Source organism: Pseudonocardia sp. OZ21 (assembly GCF_059359135.1).
Genome location: NZ_JCADBN010000018.1, coordinates 58,651 through 81,132 on the forward strand (window position 1 = coordinate 58,651; position 22,482 = coordinate 81,132).

The 22,482-nt window shown below is 70.8% G+C and carries 23 protein-coding genes and 2 pseudogenes; 8 read left to right on the plus strand and 17 right to left on the minus strand.

Annotated features, from left to right (window positions below):
* Positions 1 to 81: 81 nt before the first annotated feature.
* On the plus strand, positions 82 to 471 hold the full coding sequence (locus AC5L35_RS31165; RefSeq protein ID WP_495063307.1) for a Fur family transcriptional regulator: 390 nt from the start codon (positions 82 to 84) through the stop codon (positions 469 to 471).
* Positions 472 to 507: 36 nt separating this feature from the next.
* Here AC5L35_RS31165 and AC5L35_RS31170 read toward each other — a convergent pair whose 3' ends face one another.
* The 8 genes from AC5L35_RS31170 to AC5L35_RS31205 form a co-directional block, all read right to left on the minus strand.
* Positions 508 to 966: an SDR family oxidoreductase gene (locus AC5L35_RS31170; RefSeq protein WP_495063308.1), complete on the minus strand. Its 459-nt coding sequence runs from the start codon at positions 964 to 966 to the stop codon at positions 508 to 510.
* 415 nt (positions 967 to 1,381) lie between these two features.
* Positions 1,382 to 2,749, minus strand: coding sequence for a peroxidase family protein (locus tag AC5L35_RS31175; RefSeq protein WP_495063309.1), 1,368 nt, complete (start codon positions 2,747 to 2,749; stop codon positions 1,382 to 1,384).
* Positions 2,750 to 3,063: 314 nt separating this feature from the next.
* The gene (locus AC5L35_RS31180) at positions 3,064 to 3,912 is read right to left on the minus strand and encodes a purine-nucleoside phosphorylase (RefSeq protein WP_495063310.1); all 849 of its coding nucleotides are present in this window, start codon (positions 3,910 to 3,912) and stop codon (positions 3,064 to 3,066) included.
* Between the two features lie 284 nt (positions 3,913 to 4,196).
* Positions 4,197 to 5,189, minus strand: a complete 993-nt coding sequence (locus AC5L35_RS31185) for an AraC-like ligand-binding domain-containing protein (protein WP_495063311.1) — start codon at positions 5,187 to 5,189, stop codon at positions 4,197 to 4,199.
* A 115-nt stretch (positions 5,190 to 5,304) separates the two neighbouring features.
* Positions 5,305 to 6,519, minus strand: coding sequence for an acyl-CoA dehydrogenase family protein (locus tag AC5L35_RS31190; protein ID WP_495063312.1), 1,215 nt, complete (start codon positions 6,517 to 6,519; stop codon positions 5,305 to 5,307).
* 116 nt (positions 6,520 to 6,635) lie between these two features.
* Positions 6,636 to 8,093 carry a carboxylesterase/lipase family protein gene (locus AC5L35_RS31195; RefSeq protein WP_495063313.1) on the minus strand — a complete coding sequence of 486 codons (1,458 nt, stop codon included), beginning with the start codon at positions 8,091 to 8,093 and terminating at the stop codon, positions 6,636 to 6,638.
* 121 nt (positions 8,094 to 8,214) lie between these two features.
* On the minus strand, positions 8,215 to 9,222 hold the full coding sequence (locus tag AC5L35_RS31200; RefSeq protein WP_495063314.1) for an ABC-2 transporter permease: 1,008 nt from the start codon (positions 9,220 to 9,222) through the stop codon (positions 8,215 to 8,217).
* Positions 9,223 to 9,231: 9 nt separating this feature from the next.
* Entirely contained in the window at positions 9,232 to 9,708 is a 477-nt protein-coding gene (locus tag AC5L35_RS31205) for a winged helix-turn-helix transcriptional regulator (protein WP_495063315.1), read from the minus strand.
* 110 nt (positions 9,709 to 9,818) lie between these two features.
* On the opposite strand from AC5L35_RS31205, the gene AC5L35_RS31210 reads away from it, so the two are divergent.
* The 3 genes and pseudogenes from AC5L35_RS31210 to AC5L35_RS31220 form a co-directional block, all read left to right on the plus strand.
* On the plus strand, positions 9,819 to 10,541 hold the full coding sequence (locus AC5L35_RS31210) for a DsbA family oxidoreductase (RefSeq protein WP_495063316.1): 723 nt from the start codon (positions 9,819 to 9,821) through the stop codon (positions 10,539 to 10,541).
* Between the two features lie 127 nt (positions 10,542 to 10,668).
* On the plus strand, positions 10,669 to 11,013 hold the full coding sequence (locus AC5L35_RS31215) for a hypothetical protein (RefSeq protein WP_495063317.1): 345 nt from the start codon (positions 10,669 to 10,671) through the stop codon (positions 11,011 to 11,013).
* Between the two features lie 560 nt (positions 11,014 to 11,573).
* Positions 11,574 to 11,729 (plus strand): annotated as a pseudogene (locus AC5L35_RS31220) (ATP-binding cassette domain-containing protein); the annotation flags it as partial.
* 324 nt (positions 11,730 to 12,053) lie between these two features.
* On the opposite strand, the pseudogene AC5L35_RS31225 reads toward AC5L35_RS31220, so the two are convergent.
* A pseudogene (locus AC5L35_RS31225) lies at positions 12,054 to 12,128 on the minus strand (hypothetical protein); the annotation flags it as partial.
* A 148-nt stretch (positions 12,129 to 12,276) separates the two neighbouring features.
* Here AC5L35_RS31225 and AC5L35_RS31230 point away from each other — a divergent pair.
* Genes AC5L35_RS31230 through AC5L35_RS31245 form a run of 4 tightly spaced genes read left to right on the plus strand, consistent with a single transcriptional unit; the run spans position 12,277 to position 14,338 of the window.
* Positions 12,277 to 12,597, plus strand: a complete 321-nt coding sequence (locus AC5L35_RS31230) for a hypothetical protein (protein WP_495063318.1) — start codon at positions 12,277 to 12,279, stop codon at positions 12,595 to 12,597.
* A 45-nt stretch (positions 12,598 to 12,642) separates the two neighbouring features.
* Positions 12,643 to 13,530 (plus strand): ABC transporter permease, encoded by an 888-nt coding sequence (locus AC5L35_RS31235; protein WP_495063319.1) that lies wholly within the window; start codon positions 12,643 to 12,645, stop codon positions 13,528 to 13,530.
* An 8-nt stretch (positions 13,531 to 13,538) separates the two neighbouring features.
* Positions 13,539 to 13,949: an ABC transporter permease gene (locus tag AC5L35_RS31240; protein WP_495063320.1), complete on the plus strand. Its 411-nt coding sequence runs from the start codon at positions 13,539 to 13,541 to the stop codon at positions 13,947 to 13,949.
* Positions 13,950 to 13,972: 23 nt separating this feature from the next.
* Complete coding sequence (locus AC5L35_RS31245) at positions 13,973 to 14,338, plus strand: ABC transporter permease (RefSeq protein WP_495063321.1); 366 nt, start codon at positions 13,973 to 13,975, stop codon at positions 14,336 to 14,338.
* Here AC5L35_RS31245 and AC5L35_RS31250 read toward each other — a convergent pair.
* From AC5L35_RS31250 to AC5L35_RS31285, 8 genes are all read right to left on the minus strand, one after another.
* Positions 14,331 to 15,053 carry a hypothetical protein gene (locus AC5L35_RS31250; protein WP_495063322.1) on the minus strand — a complete coding sequence of 241 codons (723 nt, stop codon included), beginning with the start codon at positions 15,051 to 15,053 and terminating at the stop codon, positions 14,331 to 14,333. The genes AC5L35_RS31245 and AC5L35_RS31250 overlap by 8 nt on opposite strands.
* A 25-nt stretch (positions 15,054 to 15,078) precedes the next feature.
* Complete coding sequence (locus AC5L35_RS31255; protein ID WP_495063323.1) at positions 15,079 to 16,296, minus strand: FAD-dependent oxidoreductase; 1,218 nt, start codon at positions 16,294 to 16,296, stop codon at positions 15,079 to 15,081.
* Positions 16,297 to 16,521: 225 nt separating this feature from the next.
* Positions 16,522 to 17,001 carry a MarR family winged helix-turn-helix transcriptional regulator gene (locus AC5L35_RS31260; RefSeq protein ID WP_495063324.1) on the minus strand — a complete coding sequence of 160 codons (480 nt, stop codon included), beginning with the start codon at positions 16,999 to 17,001 and terminating at the stop codon, positions 16,522 to 16,524.
* Positions 17,002 to 17,100: 99 nt separating this feature from the next.
* Positions 17,101 to 17,925, minus strand: a complete 825-nt coding sequence (locus AC5L35_RS31265; RefSeq protein WP_495063325.1) for an ATP-binding cassette domain-containing protein — start codon at positions 17,923 to 17,925, stop codon at positions 17,101 to 17,103.
* A 150-nt stretch (positions 17,926 to 18,075) separates the two neighbouring features.
* Complete coding sequence (locus tag AC5L35_RS31270) at positions 18,076 to 18,891, minus strand: ABC transporter ATP-binding protein (protein WP_495063326.1); 816 nt, start codon at positions 18,889 to 18,891, stop codon at positions 18,076 to 18,078.
* Between the two features lie 13 nt (positions 18,892 to 18,904).
* Positions 18,905 to 19,807, minus strand: a complete 903-nt coding sequence (locus AC5L35_RS31275; protein ID WP_495063327.1) for an ABC transporter permease — start codon at positions 19,805 to 19,807, stop codon at positions 18,905 to 18,907.
* Positions 19,804 to 20,889, minus strand: coding sequence for an ABC transporter permease (locus AC5L35_RS31280; RefSeq protein ID WP_495063328.1), 1,086 nt, complete (start codon positions 20,887 to 20,889; stop codon positions 19,804 to 19,806). Before AC5L35_RS31280 ends, AC5L35_RS31275 begins: the two co-directional genes overlap by 4 nt.
* On the minus strand, positions 20,870 to 22,474 hold the full coding sequence (locus AC5L35_RS31285; protein WP_495063329.1) for an ABC transporter substrate-binding protein: 1,605 nt from the start codon (positions 22,472 to 22,474) through the stop codon (positions 20,870 to 20,872). Before AC5L35_RS31285 ends, AC5L35_RS31280 begins: the two co-directional genes overlap by 20 nt.
* Between the last annotated feature and the right edge of the window lie 8 nt (positions 22,475 to 22,482).

Here is a 22,482-nt window from a genome sequence, read left to right on the forward strand (position 1 = left end):
CCCGCGCGGGGTGGGCCGTCGACACCGGACCGGGGCCGTGCACGACGCACCCGCGGAGCGCCGTCGGTCCCGGTCGCCACGGTGCAGCGACGGGCCATCCTCGCCGCGCTCGCCGCGAGCTCCGCGTTCGTGACGGCCCAGGCCCTCCACGCCCAGCTCACCTCCGACGGGCACCGGATGGGGTTGACCACCGTCTACCGCGCCCTGCGGACCTACGCGGACATCGGCGACATCGACAGGACCCGTTCCGAGGACGGGACCGTGCTCTACCGCTACCGCCCCGACTCCGGTCACCACCACTACCTGCGCTGCCGCAGCTGCGGCTACAGCGTCCCGATCCACTCCGAGCCCTTCGAGGCATGGATCGCGACGATCGGGTTGCGGCACGAGTTCACCGACCTCACCCACACCGTCGAGGTCCTCGGCACCTGCTCGTCCTGCTGGATGCACCGCGACGATCCGGCCCCCTGAAGCACCCGCAGGTGCGCGGCGGCCGCGGGCTCGCGACTACTGCTGGGCGAGCCACTTCTCGAAGGTGGTCTCCCCGAGCCGGGCGTCCGGACCGGGGAGCAGTGTCCGCGCGCCCAGCCGCACCCCGTAGTAGCGGGCCTCCTCGTCGGTGACGACCTTCCGGGGGTCGCCCTTCGCCGCGAGACCCTTGCGCACCAGTTCGTCGAGCCCGAACTGCTCCGGGCCGCCGATCTCGCGGATCCCGTTCAGCGGCTCGCCCACCACCACGCGTCCGACCCCGGCGGCGACGTCGTCGGACGCCATCGGCTGGATCAGGGCCGACGGCAGGCGGACCTCGCCGTCGACCGTGCTGACGTCCGCAATGGCCTTGACGAACTCGAAGAACTGGGTGGCGTGCACGATCGAGTACGGCCGGCCCGACTCGCGGATCAGCTTCTCCTGGGCGATCTTCGCCCGGAAGTAGCCCGACCCCGACAGCCGGTCCGTGCCGACCACCCGACAGCGCCACGTAGTGCCCGACCCCCGCCTTCGCGGAGTAGCCGAGAAGGTTGGTGGTGGCGGTCCGGAAGAACTCCAGCACCGCGTCGTCGGCGAACGACGGCGAGTTCGACACGTCCACCACGACCGCCGCGCCCTCGAGCACCTCCGCGAGCCCCTCACCGGTGAGGGTGTTCACGCCTGTGTTCGGGGCGGCGGGCACCGCTTCGTGCCCGTGCTCGCCGAGCTTGGCCACCAGCTTCGAGCCGATCAGTCCCGTTCCACCGATCACAACGACCTTCACGACGTATCCCTTCGTTTCGACGAACGGGGTTCGCCGCCCTCGTCATCGGGCGGCGTCGGAAGCGAGGACAAGGCAGCACGCGGATCTGTGACACGTCGGCCCGCGAACAGCGCCCTGCCGGCGGCCATGTCACGGGCGACCGGGGCCTCCGCCGGACCGCCGTCGAGTGACCTCCTCACCGTCACCACGCTCGGCGCCGGCTTCGAGGGCGAGCAGGTCGGCCAGGCCGAAGGTCGGTCCGGTGGCAGGCAGGGTCGGTTCCCAGTCCGGTTCCCGGCCCAGGTAGCTGGTCGGGTCGGCGCGCAACAGCCCGATCAGGACCTCCGTCACGATCCGGCCGCCGACCGGACCGAGCCGATCTCCGCCGCCGCGGTGCTCGGCCTCCTTGAGGATGTAGAACCACAGCGGGGTGCCGTCCGGCCAGGCCTGCTCCACCTCGTCACCGGTCAGCGGCGCCACGCCGACGAGCCGCGCGACCGCCTCACCGCTGGGTAGCGCCGTGGTTTCCCCCCGAAGCAGATCGCGCACCGCGAGCGAGCGGTACGCGTCGGTGTCCACCGCGCCGGTGACCTGCTCGGGAAGACCGATGAGGCTGGCCGCGAGGCGCCCGTCGATGCGTTTGGCCCGCTGCGCGGGACGGCGCCCGGGCAGATCGAAGACCTGCCCGAGATCCAGGCGGCGGTCGACCGGCAGCGGTCCGAACCCGACCAGGTCGGGGAAGATCGGCACTGCGGGACCGCCGTCGACGAGCCGGTAGGTGTGCCGGATCTGGCCGTGGCCGTAGCGGTAGGCGGCGTCGGCGAACTCCAACGGGATGAAGGCCTGCGACAGCGACGGAGCGAACCACCGGCCGCCTTCGGCGAGCACATGTTCCACCAGACCCGTCCCCACGAGCCGGGGCAGGAAGTCGTGGACCACGATCCACTGGTAATGCCAGGTGAGGGCGGTCCGTGCCCGGTCGAAGACGTCGGCCTCGGGCACCCCGTCGGCGCGCAGCAGGTCGACGATGCGGTTGTGCGCGCGCAGCAGCGCGACGTGCAGGGTCAGCGAGAACAGGTGCACGTCGTTGCGGGGGTCACCGATCAGGGCCACGCCCTGCTGGTTCCGCGGCACGTCGGCGCCGTCCGGTCCGAGCAGAAACCTCGCCGGGTCACCGACATCGAACAGGTACGGCGAGCCGACCGGGCCGTCCGAGTAGAGCAACTCCAGGTTCAACATCGGGGCACGAGCGTTGCGCAGCGCATCGGGGGCGACGTCGCCTGCGATGGGTGAGCGGTCGGCGGTGATGTCGTGCGCGACCAACTGACCGAAGAACGGCCACCCCGCAGCCTCGGTGGCATCGTCCTCGTCACCGGGGCTCAGCCCCTCCAGCACCGCCGCGGCATCGCAGATCCCGCCGTCACCACCCGCACGCATCAACAACTGCGGATCGGTACCCAGCGGGTCCAGGTCCGGGAACATGCGTCCGTAGCGGGCCGCCCCGGTGGGCCGGTCCACCGCGCGTCCCGGGCTGAGGCAATGGTCGCGCGCGGCCACGTGGCTGCCGTGGGACCCAGTGCCGCTGACCTGCCCGTCGCCCGTCCTCACGCGTCCCCGATGGTGGTGCTGCCGCTGGTCGAACACGTCTCGATGGTCCCTTCACTCGAGCAGGCAGAAGCGCCGCCCGCTTCCTGAAGGACAGGACAGGGACCGGATCTGTGACGTCGGGAGGCCCGACCGCAGGACGTCGGTCAGTCAGTCACGGGGCGCAGATCAGGGTTCGATGCCGCGCGCGGAGCACGGACTGCTGCCCGTCCTGCTGCTCGCGCTGCTCAGTGCGGGTGGTCGAGCAGGTGGTGGGCGACGGTCGAGCCCACGAGGTAGGCGTTCTGGACTGCCGGAACCGCGCCCGGGAACTGCGCCAGCAGGTCTCGGATGTCCTGCCCGGGATAGGGCTGATCGAAATCGCTCGCGGTGCGCAGGTCGAGATACCGATCGAGATACCCATGACGCGCAAGAGCAGTGGCCGTACCGCTGTCCTCCATCTGAGAAGTGCAGTACTTCCCCTTGTTGTTCGTCCATACCCCGACGATGTACTGGGCGGTCTTCGACAACTCGGCGCCGGCCCAGTAGTCGTCGCCTGTGACGGTGTCGCACACCGTCGTGAACGGCTTCCGGCCGGCCTGTCCCGGGTAGTGACCTCGGTCTGCGACCGCCTCTGCGCTGTCGGACAGCACGAGCCCTTTCGTCAGGTCGAAGGCTTCGTCCACAAGCTTGTCGTTCAGATGGAAGACGTTCGTATGCTGGTCCTCGTAGGGCAGGTAACCGTACGGAACGCCGGGCGCACTGCCCGGTTCCAGGTGATGGCCGAGATCCCAGTCCACCACCCACCGCGCCCATGCCGCGAACCCGAGCGTCCCGGCGCCGGGCGATACGCCCGCGATGCCCGCCGTCAGGAAGTAGGCGTCGTGGAAGTCCAGACCTGGGTCGTCGAGCAAGGACGTCATGCTCGCCACCGCGTTGGACTTTCCCTCCCCGATCGTGGCCACGCACAGCCCTGCGGCGCTGCAGTGCAGAGGCTCGGGAACGTAGGGCACCTGCATCGTGACCGGCAGGGACTCGTGGTGGAGCCACGGAGCGGTCTCGGCATCGAACATGGTGATCACCAGGACGCGCACCACGAAGCGCTCCGGAGTTGCGGCGCCACTGGCCGCGGTCAACGTCAATCCGAGTGACACCACGAGAGCCAGAAGAGTTGCCACGTTACGCGGATCACGGATACCAGCCACTTTTCGCACAGCTATGTCAGCCACCCCAACATTTGTCCCTCTTGGGTACCGCGCCGGACCTTCTGTCCGTATTGACGCACATACCTGCCGGGCGTCGGCGCCCCCCTGACCATCTTCCACGGCCGTCATAACCACCGCACGGATATCTTGTCGATATCGGCGTCCGCGCAACAGCCCTAGAGTCCGGCGCCGGCCCGGTGGGCGGTGAGAGTCGTGCCGAGCACGGTGCGGAACGCCCGATACAGCTGGGTCTCGCCGGCAAATCCCGAGGCGGCGGCGACGTCGGCCACTGACATCGACGGGCGGGCCCGCACCAGCCGGCCGGCGTGGTCCACCCGGATCCGCCGCAGCTCGTCGGCGAGCGAGAGCGGCGAGTCGGCGAACAGGCGGAACAGCGAGCGGCGCGACATGTGGCAGGCGCGTGCAACGACGTCGGCGTCGAGCCGCGGGTCGACGAAGTTCATGCGCAGGAACTCCCGCACCCGCGCCCGCCCCAGTTCGTGGGCGTCCGGCTCGGACGGCCCCGCGCCGGCCGCCAACCCGAGCGCCGCGCCGATCAGCCCCAGTGCATGGTCGCCCAGTACGGCCGCGCCGACAGGGTCCTGCCGCGAGACCGAAGCCAGGGACGACAGGAACCCGGTGATCACCGACACCGAGCCCTCCGGGTCCAGTCGCACGGCTGTGGCCTGCCGGGTGGCCCGGTCGCTCAGTCCGCTGCGCGCCTGGAGCAACGTCCTGGGCATCTGGACGACGACCTGCTCGAAAGCGTCGTCGAAGGTGAAGTCGAAGGGGCGCGTGCTGTCGCAGAACACCAGGGACCCCGGGAGGAGCTCGATCTCCCGGCCGTCCTGCTGCACCGTGCTCTGCCCGGCCACCTGGACGGTGGCCATCAGGTAGGCCTCGTCCGCGTCATCGATCAGCCTGGACGTGCGCCGGATCCGGTGGGCGTCGGCCCGCACCGTCGAGAGCTGCAGGTCGCGGCCGCCGGCGTGATCGATGGTGGCGCGGAACGCGGCGTCGCGCAGCGGCGTGGCGGCGAGCGGGACGAAGGTGTGGCTGATGACGTCCCGGTATGCGGCGAACGCGCCCTGTGGGCGGATGCCGCGGGTCGACCACCCGCTGGACGCCCCGGCGGCGTCGGACGTGGGGTCGTCCTGGGGCACGGTCACCCGTCCATGATGCTCCCGCCCGTGCGGTCCCGATCGGCGTGGCGTTCCGCACCGACCTGCCGCGCGGCCGCGGCGCCGGCGGTCCCCTCAACCGCCGGCACACGTCTGCGGCCCCTCACACGAGGGGCGTGATCCCTTCGCCCAGGCCGAGCAGGGCACGGCCGTAGACCTGCGCGCCGACCGCCGGGTTGGCCACGGCATGCCTGCTGGCCACCTCGCTGTCGCGCCAGATGCGCTGCAGCGGGCTGGACTCTGCGAACCCCGCCGAGCCGTGCACGGAGACCAGCTCACGGATCGCCTCGCGCGCGTTCACGACCGCCTGGGCGACGTCCATCCGGCAGCGGGCGCGGGTGCGGTGGTCCGGCATCGAGCCGAGCCGCCCGGCGTCGTCGATCTCGGCGACCGCCCGGAACACGAGCAGCTCACCGGTGTCGATCAGGGCTGCCGCCTTCGCCACCGCGAGCTGGACGGCCGGCGAGTCGGCCTGGGTCGCGTAGTCGGTGTAGGCGATTCCGCGGCGGCCGGCCTGCTCCACCACGAACTCGAGCGCCGCCTGCGCGAGCCCCAGCTGCGGGCCTGCCAGGTCGGTCATCGCGGCAGCCGCGAAGGGGACGCGGTAGAGCTCCTCGTCGGGGTGCGGGCTGTCGTTCCCGCCCTCCTGCAGGGTGCGCAACGAGATGAACCGGTGCCGCGGCACGACGACCTCGTCCGCGACCACGGTGTTGGAGCCGGTGCCCCGCATCCCGGCGACGAACCAGGTCTCCTCGATGCCCACGTCGGCGACGGGCACGAGCACCAGCCCGTGGTCGACCACCGTGCCCTCGGCGTCCACGACCGGGACACCGAGGAAGAGCCACTGGGCGTGCAGGCAGCCGGTGCAGTACGACCACCGCCCGGAGACGGTGAAGCCGCCGGGCCCTGCCGTCGCGCTGCCGGTCGGGGCGAGCACACCGGCGATCCGGGCGTCGGGGTCCTCGCCCCACACGTCGTTCTGCACCTGCTCGTTCCACATGCCGATGAACCATGACCCGCCCGTGAGCAGGCTCGTCGTCCATCCCGTCGACCCGCAGCCACGGGCCAGCTCCCTGATCACCTCGATCTTCGTGCGGAAGTCGGCCTGGAACCCGCCGAACCGCCTCGGCTGGGTGAGCCGGAACAACCCGGCGGCCTCGATCGCCGCGATGTTCTCCTCGACCACGCGCCGCCCGTCCTCGGTCCGCTGCGCGTTGCGCTGCAGCAGCGGGACCAGGTCCGCGGCCCGCGCAACCAGGTCCGCACGCTGCTTGCGGTCCGCCTCACCGACGCTCGGCCGGTCGAGCACCACTGCCATTGCTCCTCGATTCCTCGGGCATTCGGGTCCCTCGAGGCTGCCTCGCCCGCACCGGCGCCCACCACACCAGGAGTGCCGGCAGGCTGACGATGAGTGCCAGCCGTACCGGCCACGTCTCAGCGGATCGCGTGCCAGACCGCCCGGGTGTTGCCGCGGGGGTCGCGCACGGTCTCGACCGTCGTGCCGAAGCGCCGGACGGCGCGCTCCTGCCCGTAGAGCTCCCACCCCGGATCGCCGGTGGTGGCGAACGCGACCCACGCCCGGTGCATCGCGTCGGCGAGGTCCTGCGGCGGTTCGTGGCCCGCGAGTCCAGCGGTGCAGCGCAACGTGTCGAACACGAACCCCAGTTCGAGCGCGTGACAGGCACCGAGCGCGCCGCCGAACTCCGGCGACGGCCAGTCGAACTCGTACACGTGCGTGCCCGGGTGCGCCTCGGCCATCCGGATCGTCGGGATCCGGAACAACCAGTCCGTCACGACGTCCGTGAGCAGCATGCCGGGGGACGCATCCGGGCGCACCGCCCGGTACTCGTCGAGCGCACCCTCCGGCAGCCCGTACTCGGCGGCGATGGCCTGCAGCGTCTCCTCGGTGGCGCGGTCCATGACGCCGAACGGCACGAGGAACAGCCGGTACTCGTCCCGGGTGGACCCCACGAGCAGGTCGATCCCGGCGGCTGATCCCGAGGCGATACGGCGGATCGGCAGGTCGGGCAGTACCTGGCCGTCCACCACCGGCTCGTAGACCAGTGCGTTGACGGCGGCCCCGCCCCACCCGGCGGCATCGGGGCCTGCCTGGATCCGGGCGGCGAGTGCCTGCTGCGCCTCCACCAAGCGCTGCGGTGACACCTGCGGGAGGTGCTCGAGAGGCACGCCGACCTCGTCGGCCACCTGGCGTGCGACCCGCGCGGCCGTAGCCGCCGACAGGACGAGATGACCACCGCCGCTCTGCACGATGGCCCGCCGGAGCAGGCCGTCGGCGACGGGCATGGCCAGCAGCGCCGCAACGCTCATCCCGCCTGCGGACTCGCCGAACACGGTGACGTTGGCGGGGTCACCCCCGAACGCGGCGATGTTCTCCTGCACCCAGCGCAGCGCCGCCACCTGGTCGAGCAGGCCGAGGTTCGGCGTGCCGCCCGGCAGCAGCAGGAAGCCCTCGGCGCCGAGCCGGTAGTTCACGCCCACCAGCACCACGCCGTCGCGCGCGAAGCCGGTGCCGTCGAAGGTCGGCCGCGAGTTGGACCCGTTGACGTAGCCGCCACCGTGGACCCACACCATCACCGGAGCTCCGCCGGCGTCTGCGGGAGCCCAGATGTTGACGTTCAGGTACTCCGTTCCGGGGATGACCACAGCCGGGAGCAGCCGTTCCAGTGGCCCCGGGTCGCTGGACGCAGGTGCCGTGGGTCCGTGCTCCAGCGCGTCGCGGACCCCGTCCCAGGTGGGCGGACGGGCCGGCGGAGCGAACCGGTTCGGCCCCACCGGCGCCGCCGCATACGGAATGCCCAGAAAGCGGGACACCCCGTTCGCCGCGCGTCCGCGAACCTCTCCCGCTGTTGTCGACACTACGTGATCCATCATTGCAGTCTCGCCGCTGTGGTCATCCTGAACGGCTTCCGGTGACGCAGCGGACACGATCCGAACCGTGCCCTGGACAAAGCTCACAGCGACGCGCGTCCGGCCCGACGGGCCCCTCGACAAGTTATCTCGTCACCACGGGAATTCTCGAGCTCCGGAACGCGAAGACCGCGCAGGCGGCCGCCGCCCATACCAGGAGGACCAGGAACGGGAACGCATACTGGTTCTCGCCGAAGTAGATGGCGGTGTGCAGGGCGTTCACTGCCGCGCCTGGCGGCAACCATCGACCTATCGTGCCGAACGGCGTCGGCAACAAGGGCCAGGACACGGCGCCACCGGACGAGGGATTGCCGAGCATCACCAGCAGGACCCACGTCGGCGCTATCGCCCAGCGCCCGAACAACGAGCTGAACATGTGGAAGACGGCGCCGCAGGTGAACAGGGTCAGCGAAAGTACCAGCCACGACTCGGCCAGCGGCAGCCGCAGCGCTCCCAACACCCAGTCGACGGCAGCGAGGATCGCCAGTCCGCCCAGCACCGCATAGCCCGCGGTGAAAGCCAGCATCTGCCAAGATCGTAGGCCTTTTGCGTGCACGCTGAGCTGGATGGCCGCCACGAAGCCCACCACCACCGACGCCAGCACGATGTAGAAGATGGCCAGCCCACGTGGATCCCCACGCTGCAGCGGGTTGATGTCCCGCACCGTGACTGCCACGCCGAGCGACCTGGCGACCTCCGGAGCGACCTGCTCCAGCAGTTGCGCGACGGACGCACCCGAGGCACCGGAGACATGCAGTTCCGTGCCATCCGCGTGCAGTCGCAGGATGGCGAACTCTCGCTGCTGGTCGACCGCCTCACGTGCCTGGTCGTAGGAGTCGTAGTGGTGCAAGCGCAGCGAGGCACCTATCGCGCGCTCCAGGCCTGCAACGAACGTGGCCTGGGGGGCTACGGCGCCCGGAACGCCGGTGACCGCCGTGGGAATGTCGCGCGGCATCGGGTTGGCCGTCGCGTAGGTGTAGGAACCCGCGAACAAGCCGGCCGCAACCGTCGCGACCACCACGAGCACAGCTCCTGGAAGGAACGGCGATCGAACGAACGTCCCCCAGCGCTCCCTGAGAACATCGAATGCCATACGGCCTCCTTAGGGGGCGCGAGTCCCTCTCATCTGTCGAGCCGGCTCAGCGTTCGGCGGCGTGTCGACAGGGTCGAACGCTCGCTGGTGGCGGCGGATCTCGGCCTGATGGTCGACCGACCAGGCCGCCAAGGCCAGGACCGTGGACAGCAGTGAGGCGCCGAGTTCGGTGAGGCAGTACTCGACGCGGGGCGGGACCTCCGGGTAGGCGGTGCGAGCGACCAGGCCGCTGCGCCGCAGCTGCTTGAGCGTGAGAGTGAGCATCCGCTGAGAGATGCCGGGAATGGCGTCGGCCAGGTCGGAGTAGCGAACCCGGCCGTCGGCGAGGGTCCCGATGATCAACACGCTCCACTTGTCACCGACCAGATCAAGGATCTCCCGGATGAAGTCCGCGTCCAGGTCGTTCCAGCGTGCGCACGGGCCCGGAGCGCGCCGCACGTTCGCGCGCACGTCGGTGCGCGCCTCCCCCAGCTTGCTCCGGCTCACGCCTGTCACCCCTCGCTGGTCACGCACATGAATGTGCCTTTTGTATCGATCCTGATTCTAATGCAGGGTGTGGTTACGAACAGAAGAGAAGTTTCCGAGGAGCTATCGGCATGAAGATCGATTTCTGGTCGGACATCATCTGCCCGTACTGCGGGCTGATGGACCACCGACTGTCCCTGGCGCTGGACCGCTTCGAGCACGCCGACGACGTGCGGGTCGTCCACCGCTCCTTCCAACTCCACCCCGACCTCCCCCGCGAGGGCGTCACGCAGCGCCGGCTGTTCGAGATGGCCGGGATGCCCACAGCGACCGGCGTGGAGATCCTGACCGGGATCGAGGCCGCCGCCCACGCCGACGGCCTGGACCCTTACCGCGCGCTGGACCGGACCCTGGGCCCGACCGACCACGCCCACGAACTGCTCGCCCACGCCGCCGCCCAGGGCCGCGGCCCCGAGACCTGGACGGCGATGTTCCGCGCCCACTTCGGAGAAGCGCGCACGCTGTGGACCGCCGACCAGGTCCTCGACTTCGCGGAGGAGGTCGGCCTGAACCGCGACGAGGCAGCCGAGGCGCTGCACGAGCGGCGCTACCACACGCAGGTGCAAGCCGACCAGCGCGAGGCCGAGCGTCTGGGGGCCCGCGGCGCACCCTTCCTCGTCATCGACGGTCGCTACGCCGTCCCCGGCGCCGTCGACACCGACCAGTTGCTCGCCATGATGACCCGGGCGTGGCAGGACAGCCACCCCGATCCTCAGCCACTCCTGGTCCTCGGAGAGGCCGACGGCGTCTGCGGCCCCGACGGCTGCGCCGTCCCCCGGCACACCACCCACTGATCGCCCACAACACCATCTGGGGAGACTCCACGGTTCCCGACGTCGGTGCCGACGTCGTGGCGCACTGGGCCGCCGCATCGGCGCACGTCTATCCGTTGTCCACCGCTCTGATGAACGGTAGCCCTCCATGACCCTGCACGACCTGCGGCTGACCCGCCGGAACTTCCTCGGCGCCGCCGGTGCGCTGTCGGCCGCCGCGTTCCTTGCCGCCTGCGGTGACTCGGGCGGCGGCTCGGCGGCGACGTCCCAGCTCGACATCTACAGCTGGGCCAACCACTTCGCCCAGGACAACCTCACCGCCATCACCGCGTCGAGCGGCATCACGCCGAAGATCACCACCTACGACTCCAACGACACGCTCTCGGAAGATCCGGCTCTCCGGGTCGGGCTGGGAGAACGTCGGCGTCGCGCTCTGGGCCGACGGCAAGGACTGGAACACCACCGACCAGTCCGTGATCCGCGCGGGCGGTGATCGGATGAAGGACTGGGTCACCCGGACGAAACCGCAGTTCACCAGCTCCGACGTGGACCCGATCGTCAACGGCTGACCGGCCGGGTCGACACCGTCCGTGGTTCGCGGTGGAGCATCGCCACGGATGTGGGACTCCTGCACGCCGAGACGGCACACGGAGCTCCCGCGGTGGGCGAGCACGTTGCGGTCGCGGTGCGCCAGGAGCGGGTGGCGATCGAACCGCGCCCGCGGTTCGCGGTGGACAACGCCGTGCCCGTGCGGGTCACCGAGGTCGTCGACGTGGGCCCCGAGCTGCGGATCTCCGCGTCGGCCCCCGGTGGCACGGCATTTGTCGGCAGCTGCCCGCGGCATCCTTCATTCAAGAGGCGCCGCAGCAGTGCCATTCGTTCCGCGATGAATGTCCGATCAGGCTCCGATGTCACGCCCCGGAAGGATTTTCCCAGATGTGACGGACGCATCGAAGAATTGATGTTTCCTCCCTTCGACGTACGACTGGGAGCGCAATAGCATCGATCCATGCTGCTTTCTCGACGGGGCCGTGGTGTGCCGAGCTCCGTGGTGTGTCGAAGAGCTATCCCGGCGTCGAGGCACTTGTCGATTTCGATCTGACGGTCGCGGAGGGTGAGTTCGTCGCGATCGTCGGACCGAGCGGAAGTGGCAAGACGACGGCGATGCGGGTGCTGGGCGGGTTCGAGCGACCGGATTCGGGAAGCGTCTGGATCGGTGGCCGCGACGTCACGTCGTTGCCCGCGCAACGGCGCGAGGTCCACGAAGTTGTACTCCCCGATGAAGCGCGCCGCCCAGAGCGTCGCCGGCGCGTCGTAGATCTCGGCGGGCGTGCCCTGCTGCTCCACGCGGCCCTCGTGCACCACCACGACCCGGTCGGCGAGGCCGAAGGCCTCGTCCTGGTCGTGGGTCACGTACACGAAGCTCGTGCCCAGCTCGCGGTGGATCCGGCGCAGCTCGATCTGCAGATCCCCCCGCAGCCGGCGGTCCAGAGCCCCCAGCGGCTCGTCGAGCAGGAGCACCGCCGGCTCGTTCGCCAGTGCCCGTGCGATGGCGACGCGTTGCTGCTGGCCCGCCCGACAGCTGCGCGGGACGCCGCTGCTGCGCACCCTCGAGCTGCACGAGCCGCAGGAGATGGTCGACCAGGACCGCCCGGTCCGTGGTCCTCACCCCCGCGCAGCTTGGGGCCGTACCCGATGTTCTCGGCGACGGAGAGATGAGGAAACAGCGCGTAGTTCTGAAACACCGTGTTCGATCGTGCTGGCCATCCACGACCAGGCCGGGGCGCGGCGCGCCATCGAGCAGAACCCCGCGCTGCGCTGGTCGGTGCCCGGCCCCACCAGCCAGCTGTGGGTGGACAGCTACGCGATACCGAAGGACGCCCCGCACCTCGACGCGGTCTACTCGTTCCTGAACTACGAGCTGACCGAGAAGGCACAGATCACCGACACCCGGTTCCTCGGCTACCCGACCGGCTCGCGGGCCTGCGCGGCAAGCTGCCGCCGGGCATCGACAACGTCGACCTCATCTTCGGTGGCGCCGGGGTGGACCTGTCGAAGCTCACCACTTTCGTGGTGAACCCGGACACCATCCCGGTCTACCAGGAGATCCAGACCGAGCTCCATGCGCTGTCCTGACCAGACGCGGCGCGCAACGCCGAGGAGTGGCGCAGCCACGCTCCTGCCCCATCTCCTGGCCGCCGCGCCGGGTCTGTGGCTCACGGTCGTCTTCGTCGCGCCGGTGCTGCTGACCGTCGCGCTGTCCTTCGCCCACTCCGGTTTCGGCGACGTGACGTTCGGGCTCACCCTCGACAACTACCGCACCGCGCTGAGCGGGCTGTACGCGCAGACCTTCGTGCAGACCGTCGTGCTCGCGGTGGGCTGCGGCGCGCTCAGCGTGCTGCTCGCCATGCCGATCGGCTACTTCATCGCGCGCCACGCCGGCCGGTTCGCCGGCGCGCTGCTGGCCGCGATCCTGCTGCCGTACTTCTCCAGCTTCCTCATCAGGGTGCTGTCCTGGCAGGTCATCCTGGCGAGCGGCGGGCCGGTCGACGCGGTTCTCCACGCACTCGGGCTGCTGGACGCGCCGCTGGACCTGATCGGCACCCGGGCCGCGACGGTCATCGGCATCGTCTACGGCTACCTCCCGATCGCCGTCCTCCCGCAGTACGTGGTCTTCTCCCGCATCCCCCGGTCGACGACGGACGCGGCGGCCGACCTCGGCGCGGGGGCATGGCGCCGGTTCACCTCGGTGGTGCTGCCGCTCGCCCGGCCGGGGATGGCCACCGCCGCGCTCCTCACGGCCGTGCCGATGCTCGGCGAGCTCGTGGTGCCGCAACTGCTCGGCGGCGGGCGCGGCCTCCTGCTCGGGCAGCTCCTGCAGACGCAGTACGTCCAGTCCCAGAACTACGCGCTGGGCTCGGCGATCGCGGTGCTCATCCTGGTCGCGGTCGGTGTGCTGGTGGCCATGCTGCTCCGCCTGACGCGTGGGTTCGACGAGGCGCCGCGATGACGGCTGCGATGACGAGACTGCGGTCCACCCGCACAGCGCTGGGCATCATCTGCGGCCTCGGGCTCGCCGTGCTGTACCTGCCGCTGCTCGTCTCCGTGCTCTACTCGTTCAACCAGGGCATCGACGGCAGGCAGACCGCCCGTCTCACCGGTTGGTCGCTGGGGGCCTACGCCGACGCGTGGCGGGACGACTCGCTCCGCTCGGCCGCGCTCACCGGCCTGCAGGTCGCCCTCGTGGTGGCGGCCGTCTCCGGCCTGCTCGGCTCGGCGTGGGGCTATGCGATGGTGCGCCACCCGTCGGCGCGCGTGCGCCGGGCGCCGGGCGGCCTCGGCTACCTGCTGGTGATCATGCCGGAGGTCGTGCTCGCCGTCTCGTCCTGCAGTTCGCCGGTCGGACCGGCGTCCCGCTCGGCTTCCTGACGCTCGCGGCCGCGCACACCCCGATGACGATGGTGGTGGTCGTGCTCATCGTCCGGGCGCGGGTGCTCACCCTCGATCGCCGACTCGAGGACGCCGGGCGCGACCTGGGCGCTTCCGAGCTGCGGATCCTGGGCGACATCGTGGTTCCCGCGCTCCTGCCCGCGGTGCTGACCGGCACCGTGCTGGCCTTCACCTTCTCCTTCGACGACGTCGTGATCTCGGCCTTCCTGACCACACCGTCCGTGAGCACGTTGCCGGTCTACCTCTACAGCAGCCTCACCTACGGCACGGCACCCGAGGTCTATGCGGCGACCACCGCCGTGCTCGCCCTCACGATCGTCGTGCTCGGCATCGCCGGTCTCCTCCACCGCGCCACGACCGTCACCTGACGAAGTGGATGTCGCCGAGGTCGATCGACACCATCAGCTGCTCCAGGTCCGCTCGGCCGTCCGCACCGCACCGGTAGGCCAGCCGTTTCGACGGGAGCCGGAAACCGTCCACATCGATGATGTCGTGGACGTACTGAACCGCGGCGAACCCCCCGGCCACGTCGACTCGGTAGTCGTGCCGGCGCAGGAGGTGGTCCTCCCCGACGTAGAACTCCTGCACGGTGCTGTGGCTGGCGATCTGAGCAGGGAAGCGCGCCTGCAGCCCGGGCCATGTCTGCCCGCGCTCCTCGACCGGGTCGATCTCGACGACCGAGAAGCCCGGCATCGCGAGGAGGAACGGCGTGGTGAGGTAGGTCCACAGCGCATAGCCGTTGAAGTAGGCCCTGTGCAACGCGTCCCACGGCGTGGTCAGCTCGTGCCCCGAGAACGACTCCCGCGGGTCGGTCCGCTCCGCCACGACCTGACCGTCCAGCTTCTCGATGGCGATCCGGTCGCGGGTGAAGTCGGTCTTCTGGTCGGGCGAGCCGAAGGGCTGGACCGAGGCCCACTGCTCGTACGTCGCCACGGTCATCCGTCGCGGGGCCGGGTCCTGCACCAGACCCTTGATCCCCCACAGCTCACCACCCGTGACGATGGAGGCCTGGACACGGGAGAGCTCGTTCCAGCGCTCGAGCCCACCGTGGGCCTCCAGCACCGCACTCAGCAGGTCGCTCATCTCGATCCCCTCGTCCGGCGTGACGTCATCGTGCGAGGTCCCTCTCCCTGGGGATACTGCTGCTCAGGTCGTACCCGTAGAGCCAGTCGACAATCTCGAAATCGTCGTCGGCCCGCTGCGACAGGAGCGCGTTTCGCATGACGGCGCCGACCCCGTCGATGTGAAGGATCTCGCCCCAGGTGCGGGCCGTGGTCTGGACCTTCGCCGTGCGCGGGTAGCGGAGGGACTCGTAGGCCGTGAAGGCGGCCGCGATGTCGCCGGGATGCCCCGCCACGCTGTCGGCGAGCGCAACCGAGTCCTCGATCGCCTGGCAGGCGCCCTGGGCGAGGTACTGCAGCATCGGGTGCGCGGCATCACCGACCAGCGTGATGTTGCCCCGGCTCCACCCGCTCACCGGCGCCCTCTCCACCAGTTGCCATCGCCGGGCGCGGTCCACGAGCGCCACACCGTGGGCGACCTCGGGGCACGTGCGCTCGAAGACCCGGTCGAGCTGGCGTCCGATGTCGTCGGTGCCGGCGGGGTAGTAGCGCGTGTCGAACGTGGCGACCTGGTTGACCAGCTCCCCGCGGCGCACCGGGTACTGCACCAGGTGCAGGTGTGGCCCGACCCAGATCACCATGCCGTCCGGCTCACGCAGCCCGCCGTGCTCGGCCAGCGCACCGATCGGCACGGTGCCGCGGTAGGCGGCATAGCCGGAGTCCTCAGGCGCGTCGTCCTCGATGAGCAGCCCGCGGGTCCGGGAGTGGAGCCCCTCCGCGGCGATCAGTGCCGTGGTCTCGTACTCACTGCCGTCGGCGCAGGCGACCAGCGCTCCGTCCGGACGGGGCTCGACGCGCAGCACGTGCTTGGACGGCAGCAGCTCGACGAGCCCGCTGTCCTCACAGGCCACCTGTATCGCGCGGTGCAGGTCCGCCCGGTGCGTCACGAAGTAGCGGTGGCCGAACCGGTCGAGGAACGGCTGGGCCGTCTCCAGCGCCGTGATCGGCTCGCTGGTCATGGCGTCGCGCAGGACGAGACGGCGGGGAAAGAACGCGTCGCGCATGACGTCGGACAGGACGCCGAGGCGCTCCAGCACCCTGGAGGCGTTCGGCGCCACCTGCAGCCCCGCTCCGATCTCGCCGAACTGCGGTTCGCGTTCCAGCACACGAACCTGATGACCCTCGCGGGCCAGCGCGAGCGCGGCGGCAAGGCCGCCGATACCGCCTCCGACCACCAGGAACTCACTGCGCTCATGGCGGGTCATCGAGGATCGATCCGGGTCGATGGGAAATTCATCCGCATACTGACGAAGCTACGGAGAATTCCGAGCCGTGGTCAACCGTCACCCAGGCCCTGAGTGCTCTGAACAGCTAAGACGCTCGTCGAGCGGTGTCCCGCGCCACAGCTTCTCGACCGCAAAGAGGAGATAATCACTTAGTCAGCCGACGGATGAATATCGGCTGCATCGACGGCGACGACGCGCAGTGGGCTAGTCGTCGACCGGGTAGCCGAGCAGTTCGCGATGCTGGTCGAGTAGTGCCTGGAGGAGCGAGACCAGCTGCATGCCCTGCGTGTCGTCGAGCCCCTTGAGCACCATCTCGTTGACCTGCAGAGCACGCTCGACGGCCTCGGAGTGGACCGCGCGGCCTGCCTGGGTCAGCCGCACGACGCGGCGTCGGGCGTCGGCGGGATCCTTGATGTGAGTGATCAGCCGCCGGGCGGCCATGCGCCGGATCACGTCGGCCGCGGTGGAGCGGTCGAGACGAGCGCGTGACCTGAGCGTCGTCTGGTTGAGCTCGCCCTCGTGAGCCAGCGCGTTGAGCACGGCGAACTGCGGACTCGTGAGACCGGCGGGGAAGACCTCGGACCAGATCGCGAGGTGTGCCTGCTGGCAGACGCGAAGCAGGTGGCCGACCATGTTCGTGATGTCGAACTCGACGGCCTGCGCCGGGACCGCTGGGGTCGCCATCACAGCCTCACTTTTCGCGGATCGCTCTCGGATCGGCGGGCCGATCGGATCCCGTCGATCCTACAAGCGACCGGCGAGAACGCCGGTCGCTGGTCCGCGTCAGCGCAGGACCGCCTCCTGCGGGTACCGGGCGTCGTCGACGGGTGGGGCGGGCATCCGCCCGGAGCCGTCGGGCACCGGGACCGCCGCCAGCAGCGCCTGGGTGTACGGGTGCTGCGGGTCGCGCCAGATCTCCTGGGCCGGGCCCGACTCGACGACCCGCCCCCGGTACATGACGACGAGCCGGTCGGCGATGAGCCGCACCACCGACAGGTCGTGGGAGATGAACAGCAGCCCGGCCCCACTGTCCACCGCGAGGTCGCGCATCAGCGCCGCCACGACGGCCTGCGTCGACGCGTCCAGCGCCGAGATCGGCTCGTCGCCGATGAGCAGGTCCGGCCGCGCCGCCAGCGCCCGGGCGATCGCGATGCGCTGGCGCTGGCCGCCGGAGAACTCGTGGGGGTAGCGCCGGGCGGCGTCGGGATCCAGCCCGACCCGCCGCAGCCACTCCGCGGGTTCGGAGGGCGCCGCACCCCGGCCGACGGCCGCGCGCACCCCGTCGCCGATCTGCACGCCGATCGCCCGCCGGGGGTGCAGCGAGCCGAACGGGTCCTGGAACACCATCTGGACGCGGGTGAGCGCGGCCGGACGGCGGCGCAGCCCGAGCGGTGTGACGGGCGTGCCGTCGAAGGTCACGGTGCCCGCCGACGGCTTCACGAGACCGCAGACGGCGCGGGCGATGGTGGACTTGCCGCACCCCGACTCCCCCACCAGGCCCACGACCTGCCCGGCATCCACGGCGAGGTCGACGCCGTCGACGGCCCGCACCGGCGGGCGGCCGCGGTAGGTCACGCGCAGCCCCGTCACGTCGAGCAGCCTGCTCACGTCGCCTCCTCGCTGACGCTCGTCGGCCACGTTCGCGGAGCTGCTGCGCCTGATGGTTCGCTCGCAAGCTCGCTCACGTCGCCTCCACGCTGACGCTCGTCGGCCACGTTCGCGGAGCTGCTGCGCCTGATGGTTCGCTCGCAAGCTCGCTCACGACGCCTCCAGTGCGCGCACGTCGTCGAGGCTCTGCACGCCGCCGGCGGCGCCGGGCAGGCTCGCCAGTAGCGACGCGGTGTAGGGGTGCGCGGGGGCGGTGAACACCTGGTGGCGCTCGCCGTCCTCCACGACCTCGCCGTGCCGCATCACCGCCACCCGGTCGGCCACCGCGCTCATGACGCCCAGGTCGTGCGTCACGAGCAGCACCGCCAGGCCCATCTCCGACGCCAGGTCGCGCAGCAGGTGCAGCACGCCGGCCTGCACCGTGACGTCGAGCGCGGTGGTGGGCTCGTCGGCGATGAGGACCTTGGGCGAGCAGGCCAGCGCGATCGCGATGGCGATCCGCTGGCGCTGCCCGCCCGAGAACTGGTGCGGGTAGCGGCGCAGCGCACCCGCCGGATCGGGGATGCGCACCCGGGAGAGCAGTTCGACGGCCCGCTCGCGCGCGGCGCCCCGGCGCAACCCGAGGTGGTGGCGCAGGTGGTCGGTGGTCTGGGCGCCGACGCTGAGCATCGGGTGCAGGCTCGTGGACGGGTCCTGGAACACCATGGCGATCTCGGTGCCGCGCAGCGCGTTGCGCCGGCCCGGGGGAAGTCCGAGTAGCTCCTGGTCGTCGTAGGTGATGCGCCCCGTGGCCCGGGACCCGGACGGCAGCAGTCCCATCACCGCGAGCCCCGTCATCGTCTTGCCCGACCCGGACTCCCCCGCCAGGCCCTGGATCCGGCCCGCCTCCAGGCGCAGGTCCACGCCGCGCAGGATCTCGGTCCCGCCGATGGAGAGCATGAGTCCGGCGATGTCCAGCACCGTCATCGGGTCGCCGCCGTCATCGTGTTTCGGCCTTTCCGAGGACGCCCGCAGTGCGCGGGTCCAGGGCGTCGCGCAGCGCGTCGCCGAGGAAGTTGAACGCCATCACGACGGTCAGGATGGCCAGGCCGGGGAACACGCCGAGCCACCACGAGTCGAAGTTCTGGACCGCGGTGGACACCATCGACCCCCACTCCGCGGTGGGCGGCTTCGCCCCGAGCCCGAGGAACGACAGGCCCGAGAGCAGCAACGTCGCGGTGCCGATGTCCAGGGTCGCGAGGATCAGCACCGGCCCCACCACCATCGGGACGATGTCGGTGCGCAGCGACCGCAGGGCGGAGAAGCCGAGCAACCGGTCGGCCAGCACGTAGTCGGCGGTCCGGACGCCCACCACGAGCCCCCGGGTCACGCGGGCGTACGCGGGCCACGACACGACCAGTGCGGCCAGCACCGCGTTGACCAGGCTCGCCCCGAGCGCCGCGGCCACCACCATGGCGAGGATGACGATCGGGAACGCCATCACCAGGTCGGTCAGCCGCATCACGGTCTCGTCGACCCAGCGTCCGAAGAACCCCGCCGACAGCCCGAGCACGCCACCGACCACCACCGACAGCCCGACGAGCAGCAGCGCGAGCGGCACGGTCACCTGCGCGCCCGCCAGCACGCGGGTGAACACGTCGCGGCCCAGTTCGTCGGTGCCGAACCAGTGCGCGCCGCTGGGCGCCTCCAGCCGGGCGAAGTCCTGGGCCAGCGGGCCGTAGGGCCACAGGACGGGCCCGAGGACGGCGACGACGATCCACAGCACCGCCACCGCCGCGCCGGTGACACCCAGCGGGGTGCGCCAGGCCTGGGGTATCCGCTTGCGGAACCGCGCCCGCAGGCCGCTCGACCGCAGCGGATCCGTGCCGACCACAGCGCTCATGTGACCCGCACCCGGGGGTCGATCGCGCCGTAGAGCAGGTCGACGACCAGGTTGATCACGACGTAGATCACGCCCACGACCAGCCCCACGCCCATCACGCCCGGCAGGTCGAGGTGCGATGCGGCCTGGTAGGCGTAGGAGCCCATGCCGGGCCAGGAGAAGGTCTGTTCCACCAGCACCGTGCCCGACAGGAGCGCGCCGAACGCCAGGCCGACCACCGTCAGGATCGGCACCAGCGCGGCACGCAGCACGTAGCGCACGAGCACGGTGCGTCCCGGCAGGCCCTTCGCCCGGGCCGAGCGCACGTAGTCCTGGTCGAGCACCTCCAGCACGGCGGAGCGGGTGAAGCGGGTGAGCAGCCCGACCGTGTACAGCGTCAGCACCAGCGTGGGCAGCATCAGGTGCGCGACGGCGTCGCCGAAGGTGACCCACTGCCCGGCGAGCAGCGAGTCCACCGTGTACAGGCCGGTCACGTCCGGTGGCGCGGTGGTGGCCGGGGAGAGCCGGCCCGACCCGGGGGCGATGTCGAGTTGGTAGGAGAAGACGTAGAACGCCACCATCGCCAGCCAGAACGTGGGCACGGAGATGCCCACCAGCGACACGAGCCGCAGCGCGCTGTCGGTGAGGTGCCCGCGCCGCACCGCCGCCACCACCCCGAGGCCGACGCCGACCAGGATCGACAGCACGATCGCGCCGATCGCGATCTCCAACGTGGCGGGCACCGCGGCCGACAGGTCCGCCACGACCGACCGGTGGGTCTGCTGCGACTCCCCGAGGTCGCCGCGCAGCAGGTTGCCGAGGTAAATCACGTACTGCTCCGGCAACGGCTTGTCGAGCCCGTAGTGGGCGCGGTAGGCCGCCACGATCGTCGGGTCCTCCGCCGCCTGCTGCCCCAGGTTGGCCGCGACGGTGTCGCCGGGCACGAGGTTCGTCAGCACGAACGTCACCAGCGTGACGCCGACGACGAGCAGCGCCGACACCCCGATGCGGCGCAGCACGTACCGGACCAGCGGGTGACCGGCCCGGTGCGTGTCGCTGTCGGCTCCCGTGCCCTTGTCCGGGCTACTTGGCTCCGATGGCACCGAGATCGACCGTCCAGATCGGGTTGTACGCAGCTCCCGTCACCGACGTCGCCGTGACGATGTTGGAGGGCGGCTGCACGAGCGGGATGAACGGCCCGGAGGCGTTGAGGCTCCGCTGGAACTGCTGGTAGGCGGCGTCACGCTGGGCGGTGTCGACGGTCGCCCCCGCGGTGGTGGCCACCGCGTCGATGTCCGGCGCCGCCGTGGCGGGCCAGTTCGCGCGCTTCCCGATCAGGCCGCCGGGAGCGAAGGCCAGGTAGTTGGACGGGTCCGGGAAGTCCGGTCCCCAGTACCAGAGCCCCATCTGCTCCTTGCCGTTGCGGTAGTTGTCCAGCTCGGTGGCCACGGGGGCGGGTGCCAGGTCGACGGCGATGCCGGCCGCGGCGAGCTGGGACTGCAGCTTCTCGGCGAGCGTCTGGAAGCTCAAGCCGTTGAGGGTGAGGTCACTGGGGTAGGCGAGCTTGGGCTTCTGCTCCGCCATCCCGCTGGCGGCGAGGTCGGCCTGGGCGCCCGCCACGTCCGGCTTGAGGGCGTCGGCGGCGGGCAGCGTCCCCGCGATCATCGACGGGATGATGCCCGCGGGCTGCACCGAGCCCGTCCCGGCCACGCCCAGCAGGCCCGGGTAGTCGATGGCCTTCTTCACCGCCGACACGTACTGGGGGTTGCTGGTGGCGGGCGAGACCTCGGCGCTCTGGTTGAGCAGCAGGAAGATCGTGTACGCCGACGCGCCGCTGGCGACGGAGACCTTGCTCGTGTCGAGGCTCGTCACCTGGTCGCCCGAGAGGTCGAGCGCGACCTGGGAGTCGCCCTTCTGGACGTTGAGCACCTGGGTGGCCGCCTTGACGTTGCGGATCACGACGGTGCCGTACCCGGGCTTGTCGGGGCCGTTGTACGCCGGGTTCCGGGTCAGCACGGCCTGGCTGGCCACGTCGAGCGACTTGAGGACGTACGGGCCGGATCCCGCGGACGCGCCGTTGAGGTACCCCTCGGCGGCGTCCTTGTCGTCGGTGGTGCCGCCGTTGGCCGTGACGACCTTCGAGTTGACGATCGACAGCGCCGGGTTGGGCAGGATGAACGGCAGGGCCGGGTTGGGCTTCGCGCTGGTGAGCACCACCGTGGTGGCGTCCTTCTTGGCCACCGTGACGCCGTCGAGCAGGAACGACGGGTTGCCCTTGAGGCCGATGAGGCGCTGCAGGGAGAACACCACGTCGTCGGCGGTGACCGGGGTGCCGTCGGAGAAGACACGCCCCTGCGCCAGCGGCAGGGTCAGCGTCGTCGCGTCCGGCGAGAGCTCGTAACCCGTCGCGAGCTCGCCGACCGGCTTGGTCAGGTCGTTGCCGGCGAAGGTCAGCAGCGTCTCGTACATGCCCTTGGTGAGCATCTGCCCGGTCAGCTCGTACTCGCGGCCGGGGTCGATCGTCTTGAGGTCGAAGCTCGAGTCGACGACGAGCGTGCCCCCACCGGCGCCACCGCCGCCGTCGGGCGAGCCGGACCCGCAGGCGGCCACGGCCACGGCCACCAGCGCGGCGGCAGCAGCCGCCGCCACCGAGCGGCCGCGGCCACGGATGGACATCGGACCGGTCATGAGTACCC